Origin of the sequence: Streptomyces sp. NPDC096012 (assembly GCF_040426375.1) — a bacterium.
Lineage (GTDB): Bacteria > Actinomycetota > Actinomycetes > Streptomycetales > Streptomycetaceae > Streptomyces.
The window spans coordinates 117389-123942 of the sequence record NZ_JBEOTD010000007.1 but is presented as its reverse complement, the minus strand read 5'-3'; the positions used below and the strand labels follow the sequence as shown (position 1 = coordinate 123942).

Genomic DNA, 6554 nt, shown 5'->3' with positions numbered 1-6554 from the left:
GTGGAGGCCACTGCCGGAGGCAGGAGCGTCGTCGCTGTGGAGGCCACTGCCGGAGGCAGGAGCGTCGTCGCTGTGGAGGCCACTGCCGGAGGCAGGAGCGTCGTCGCTGTGGAGGCCACTGCCGGAGGCAGGAGGGGGGCGTCGTGGCTGGTCGCGCAGTTCCCCGCGCACCTTCGGGGGCGCGTCCCACGGGGCCTCTTCGGGGTGCCGGAGCGGGTGAGACGGCGGTGGGCCCGTCCCGGGTACGGGCGGGCCCACCGGCGGCGGGCTGGGAAGCCCAGCCGCCGTCACAGAGCGTGGATGCTCAGGCGCTCAGGATCTCGCGCGCCAGCTTGGCCGTCTCGGTCGGGGTCTTGCCGACCTTGACACCGGCGGCCTCCAGGGCCTCCTTCTTCGCCTGGGCGGTGCCGGACGAACCGGAGACGATGGCACCGGCGTGGCCCATCGTCTTGCCCTCGGGCGCGGTGAAGCCCGCGACGTAGCCGACGACCGGCTTGGTCACGTTCTCCTTGATGTACGCGGCCGCACGCTCCTCGGCGTCGCCACCGATCTCACCGATCATCACGATCAGCTCGGTCTCGGGGTCGGCCTGGAACGCGGCGAGGGCGTCGATGTGGGTGGTGCCGATGATCGGGTCACCACCGATGCCGACGGCCGTCGAGAAGCCGATGTCACGCAGCTCGTACATCATCTGGTACGTCAGCGTGCCGGACTTCGAGACCAGGCCGATGCGGCCCGGCTTGGTGATGTCGCCCGGGATGATGCCGACGTTCGACTGACCCGGGGTGATGATGCCGGGGCAGTTCGGGCCGATGATCCGGGTCTTGTTGCCCTTCTTGCCGGCGTACGCCCAGAAGGACGCCGAGTCGTGCACGGCGATGCCCTCGGTGATCACGACGGCCAGCGGGATCTCGGCGTCGATGGCCTCGACGACCGCGTCCTTGGTGAACTTCTCCGGCACGAAGATGACGGAGACGTCCGCGCCGGTCTTCTCGATGGCCTCCTTGACGGTCCCGAAGACGGGTACCTCGGTGCCGTCGAAGTCCACGGTCTGACCCGCCTTGCGCGGGTTCACGCCGCCCACGACGTTCGTCCCGTCACCGAGCATGAGCTTGGTGTGCTTCATGCCGGTGGCGCCGGTCATGCCCTGGACGATGACCTTGCTGTCCTTGTTGAGCCAGATAGCCATGGTGTGTGAGTCCTCGTCCTCGTGCTTACTTGGCGGCGGCCAGCTCGGCGGCCTTGTCGGCCGCGCCGTCCATGGTGTCGACGCGCTGCACCAGCGGGTGGTCGGCGTCCGTGAGGATCTGCCGGCCCAGCTCGGCGTTGTTGCCGTCGAGGCGGACGACGAGCGGCTTCTCGACCTTCTCGCCGCGGTCCTCCAGGAGCTTCAGAGCCTGCACGATGCCGTTGGCGACCTCGTCGCAGGCGGTGATGCCACCGAAGACGTTCACGAAGACGGACTTGACGTCCGGGTCGCCGAGGATGATCTCCAGGCCGTTCGCCATCACCTGGGCGGAGGCACCGCCGCCGATGTCCAGGAAGTTGGCGGGCTTGACGCCACCGTGCTGCTCACCGGCGTACGCGACGACGTCCAGGGTGCTCATGACGAGACCGGCGCCGTTGCCGATGATGCCGACCTCACCGTCGAGCTTGACGTAGTTGAGGTTCTTCTCCTTGGCGGCCGCCTCGAGCGGGTTGGCGGCGTCCTTGTCGTGGAGCTCCGCGTACTCGGGGTGACGGAACTCGGCGTTCTCGTCCAGCGACACCTTGCCGTCGAGGGCGAGGACGTCACCGGAGGCGACCTTCGCGAGCGGGTTGACCTCGACGAGGAGGGCGTCCGACTTGATGAAGGTGTCCCACAGCTTGACGAGGACGTCGGCGACCTTGTCCGCGACGTCGGCCGGGAACTTGGCGGCCGCGACGATCTCGCGGGCCTTGGCCTCGTCCACACCGTCGATCGCGTCGATCGGCGTCTTGGCGACGGCCTCCGGTCGGGTGGCCGCCACCTCCTCGATCTCCATGCCGCCCTCGACGGACGCGATGGAGAGGAAGGTGCGGTTGGCACGGTCGAGGAGGAAGGAGACGTAGTACTCCTCGACGATCTCCGGAGCGGTCTCGGCGATCATCACCTTGTGGACCGTGTGGCCCTTGATGTCCATGCCGAGGATGTCCGTCGCACGGGCGACGGCCTCGTCCGCGGAGGCGGCCAGCTTGACGCCACCGGCCTTGCCGCGACCACCGACCTTCACCTGCGCCTTGACGACGGACTTGCCGCCCAGCCGCTCGGTGATCTCGCGCGCCGCCTCAGGCGTGTCGATGACTTCACCGGCCAGCACCGGTACATCGTGCTTGGCGAAGAGGTCCCTCGCCTGGTACTCGAACAGGTCCACGCGCTTCCGTCCCTATCAGTGATCTCGCGGTTCGTTGGATGCGTGGGCGTGCCGCGAAGGGCAACGTGACGTCCGCAAGGGTCACAAGGGATGCGCACACGGTGTCCGAGCGCGCGGCATGTCCGTCTCGCAGGTTATCGCTGCTTGCGGGGGGCCCCTAAATCGCGGGTCACACCTGAGCGGTGATACCTGTCACATGATGCCGGAACTGCTGGCACGGCGTGCCGGTACGCGGCGGCGCGGGCACCGCGCGGGCACGGTGCGGGCCGGTCGGACACACGCTCTGAGCTGGGCACTGGCACGGTGCGGGCACCGGGCGGGTGCACGAGGCCTCACCGGGCTGGGGTTGACCCGGTGAGGCCCCCGGAACGCCCCGGATGGCCGGAGCCGGGGCGGTCGATCCCCACCCCAATGGAAACCTCCCGCCCCGTCCCGCGGGGGCCGGCCCGGAAGGACCGACGGCGTTCGGCCGTCCGGCTCCGTTCGCCCCCGCGGAGCCTGTCTGTCGCGCACCCTCGGGCCCGCTGCCCGCCATCGCGTACGTCGGGGCCGGACGCGGTGAGGCCCGTACGCGGCGGATGCTCTTGAACATGTGCGCGTCAGGTCGGTCCGAAACGGCGGGAACGGTTGCCATCCGGGAACACTCGGCCGGGCGCCGGCCCGGGGCCCCGGCGTCACGCCGTGTCCGGTACCGGCAGCGGCCGCTTCTCGAGTGCCGCCGCCATCACCTCCGGGAACAGGTCGGGCGTGCAGGCGAAGGCCGGTGCGCCGAGCGCGGCGAGCGCCGCGGCGTGCTCCCTGTCGTACGCGGGCGTCCCCTCGTCCGACAGGGCGAGCAGCGCCACGAACTGCACTCCGGACGCCTTCATCGCCGCGACCCGCTTGAGCATCTCGTCCCGGATGCCGCCCTCGTACAGGTCGCTGATCAGCACGACGACGGTCTCGGCGGGCCGGGTGATCCGCGACTGGCAGTAGGCGAGCGCCCGGTTGATGTCCGTGCCGCCGCCGAGCCGGGTGCCGAAGAGGACGTCCACGGGGTCGTCGAGCTGGTCCGTGAGGTCGGCCACCGCCGTGTCGAACACCACGAGCCGGGTGCTGATCGACCGCATGGAGGCGAGGACCGCCCCGAACACGGACGCGTGGACCACGGACGCGGCCATCGACCCTGACTGGTCGATACAGAGGACGACCTCCTTCTTCAGCGACCGCGCGGCCCGCCCGTGCCCGACGAGCCGTGCCGGCACCACCGTGCGGTGCTCGGGCAGGTAGTGCTTGAGGTTGGCCGCGATGGTGCGGTTCCAGTCGATGTCGTGGTGGCGCGGCCGGCTGACGCGGGCGCTGCGGTCGAGGGCGCCGGTGAGGGTGGCCCGGGTCCGGGCCGCCAGCCGTTTCTCCAGCTCCCCGACCACTTTGCGCACGACGGCGCGGGCGGTCTCCTTCGTCGTCTCCGGCATCGCCTTGTGGAGCGAGAGCAGGGTGCCCACCAGGTGCACGTCGGCCTCGACCGCCTCCAGCATCTCCGGCTCCAGCAGCAGCGCCGAGAGGCCGAGCCGGTCGACGGCGTCACGCTGCATGACCTGGACGACGGAGGAGGGGAAGTAGGTGCGGATGTCCCCGAGCCAGCGCGCCACGGACGGTGCCGAGGCGCCCAGCCCGGCCGAACGGTCCCGTCCCGCCGGCGGTCTGTCCCGCTTGCCGTAGAGCGCGGCCAGGGTCGCGTCCATCGCCGCGTCCCGGCCGGACAGCGCGCATCCGGTGCCGTCGGCCCGGTCGCCGCCGAGCACCAGCCGCCAGCGCCGCAGCCGCTCCCGGGCCGGGTCGTCCACGTCCGTCAGCGGTGCCTCGGTCGTCATGCGCCCACCCTCGCGATGCCGTGGTCGTCGATCGTGTCGTGCTCGGCGTCCAGGCCGAGCAGCAGTCGCAGCACGGGCAGCACGGCGTCGGCCCGCCCGGTGTCCGGTTCGGCGGCGAAGCCGGTCGCCAGGGCCTGGCCGCCGTGGCGTGCCGCGCGCTCGCCGGGTCCGCGCCGGACCAGTTCGCCGAGGGTTCTGCGCACGCCCGGCTCGTACGCCGAGAACGTGCGCCGCAGCAGCGGCAGCACGTCCGTGAACGCCTGCGCCGGCACCTCCGTCAGCCAGGCGTCGAGCAGACCGAGAAGCCGTTCGTCGTGCACGAGCAGCAGGCCGCCCCCGCCGCCGGCGAAGCCCTCGATCCAGGCGGCGGCGTCGGCCGGCGGTGTCCCCGGCGACAGCGCGAGCCCCATCAGCCGCGCTGCCTCCTCGGCGGCCAGCCCGCCGTCGTCGAGCAGCAGCCGCACGGCCCGTCCCCGCACGGCACCGGGCACGGTGCCCCGCAGGGCCACGACCCGCAACACCCCCCGCCAGCGATCCCGCAGCTCCCCCGGAGCGCCGGGGCTCCGGTCGACGGCCGCAGACCCGTCCCGCCCGGTCGACGCCTGCCGTGCCGTGGACCCGTCCGGTGCTCGTCCGGGGTGAGCCGAGGACGCGTCACGCCCGGCTGGCCCCCGGTGTGCCGCCGGCCCACCGGGCACCGTGGACGGGGCGGCCAGGGTCTCCGCCAGCAGGACCACCGCACTGTGCACGGCGTCCACATGGCCGCGCATCGCCTCCGCCGCGTCCGCGTCCAGTCCGGCGCAGGCCGGGGGCAGTCCGACGAAGATCCGCTCGGCCAGGCCCACCGCCACCCCGGTCAGCGCTTCGGTGTCGGTGCCGCGCACGTCGCCGTAGCGCAGGGAGCGGACCAGCGTGGGCAGGGCCTGTGCGAGGTGGCCGACGTCCGTGTCGAGGGCCGCCCGGTCGGCAAGCACCCGCATGACCACGGGCAGCGCGTCCGGCAGGCCGGCCAGGAGGCACCGCTCGGCCAGCGCGGTGACCTCGGCCAGCGCCCGCGCGGCACCGGCGTCCGCTTCGGCCCTGGCCCGCGCCGCGGCCTGCACGGTCGTCCCCCACACGCCGGCCTCGGCGACCCGGACCGACAGCTCCGGCTCCCAGCGCAGCCGCCAGGTCTCCCGGAAGGTGCCCGTACTCCCCCGGGACTCGGCCGGCTCGCCCCAGTGGACGCCGAGCAGCCGCAGCCGGTGCAGCAGCCGGCTGCGGCCCGCGTCGGTGTCACCGCGCAGGTCCAGCTCCAGCTCGCGGTCCAGCGCCTCCGGCTTGAGGCGCAGCGAGCGCTGCCGGCGGACCAGGTCCCGCTGCAACGGCACCGCGGGAGCCGACTCGGGGACCTCACCCAGCACGTCCCCGACCACCAGCCGGTCGTGCACCAGCGCCAGCGGTACGTCCGAGCCGTCGCACATCACCGCGCGCACCGCGTCGGTGGTCTCGCCCAGGCCGGGCAGCGGGCGGCCGCGCATCACCGCCAGGGTCTCGGCGAGCCGTACCGCCTCGATGACGTGCGCGGAGGAGACGATCCGGTCCTCCTCGCGCAACAGGCCGGCGACCCTGGTCAGCCAGCGCTCGACCGGCCGGTCCGGGACCCGGAACAGGTGTCCGTACCAGCCCGGCGAGTCGATGCCGGCGCCGTAACCGCTGGACCGGGCCAGCCGGCGGTGCGTCCACGGCACCCAGGTCAGGTCCGCCTTGACCTTGGGCAGCCCCTTGAGCAGCGCCCGGTCGGCGGCGACGGTGGTCTTCTCACGCAACGCGGGCACGTGCCAGGCCCCGCACACCACGGCGACCGTGTCCCCGAACTCCTTGCGGGCCTCGCGCAGCCGGAGCCGCATGTGGGCCTCCCGGACGGCGTCCCGGCGGTGCTCGCCGACGTCGAATCGCTCGCGCAGCGCCCCCATGGCCTCGGCCAGCGCGGTGAACGGGGCGAAGGGATCACGCCGGCCCGGCCCCCGGTGCTCGACGACGTCCTCCCACCACCGCTCGGGATCGTCGTACCCGGCGGCCTCGGCGAGCGCGGCCAGCGGATCGACACGAACCCGCTCCCCACCCGCGAGCCCGGGGCGGCCGTCGTCCCCCTCCCCGCGGACGTGGCGGGGCTCGACGGCGTCCCCCTCCGTACGGACGTGGCGGGGCTCGACGGCGTCCCCCTCCCCGCCGACGTGGCGGGGGTCGACGGCGTCCCCCTCCCCGCCGACGCGGCGGGGCTCGACGGCGTCCCCCTCCCCGCCGACGTGGCCGGGCCCACCGGCGT

4 protein-coding genes are annotated in these 6554 nt (G+C 73.1%); all 4 read right to left on the bottom strand.

The genetic code is table 11. The annotated features are described in order from the left end of the window. Nucleotides 1-304: 304 nt before the first annotated feature. Nucleotides 305-1189 (bottom strand): succinate--CoA ligase subunit alpha, encoded by an 885-nt coding sequence (sucD, locus tag ABVB68_RS10250; protein WP_353600583.1) that lies wholly within the window; start codon nt 1187-1189, stop codon nt 305-307. A gap of 25 nt (nt 1190-1214) precedes the next feature. Next, nucleotides 1215-2393 carry an ADP-forming succinate--CoA ligase subunit beta gene (gene sucC / locus ABVB68_RS10245; protein ID WP_353600582.1) on the bottom strand — a complete coding sequence of 393 codons (1179 nt, stop codon included), beginning with the start codon at nt 2391-2393 and terminating at the stop codon, nt 1215-1217. A 674-nt stretch (nt 2394-3067) separates the two neighbouring features. After that, on the bottom strand, nt 3068-4246 hold the full coding sequence (locus ABVB68_RS10240; protein WP_353600581.1) for a VWA domain-containing protein: 1179 nt from the start codon (nt 4244-4246) through the stop codon (nt 3068-3070). Next, nucleotides 4243-6554 (bottom strand): DUF5682 family protein (locus tag ABVB68_RS10235; RefSeq protein ID WP_353600580.1); only part of this gene is annotated, 2312 nt, incomplete at its 5' end. The genes ABVB68_RS10235 and ABVB68_RS10240, both read right to left, overlap by 4 nt.

Coding starts and splice junctions, on each gene's coding strand:
- ABVB68_RS10240 (WP_353600581.1), bottom strand. CDS start 4,246: ATGACGACCGAGGCACCGCTGACGGACGTGGACGACCCGGCCCGGGAG.
- sucD (WP_353600583.1), bottom strand. CDS start 1,189: ATGGCTATCTGGCTCAACAAGGACAGCAAGGTCATCGTCCAGGGCATG.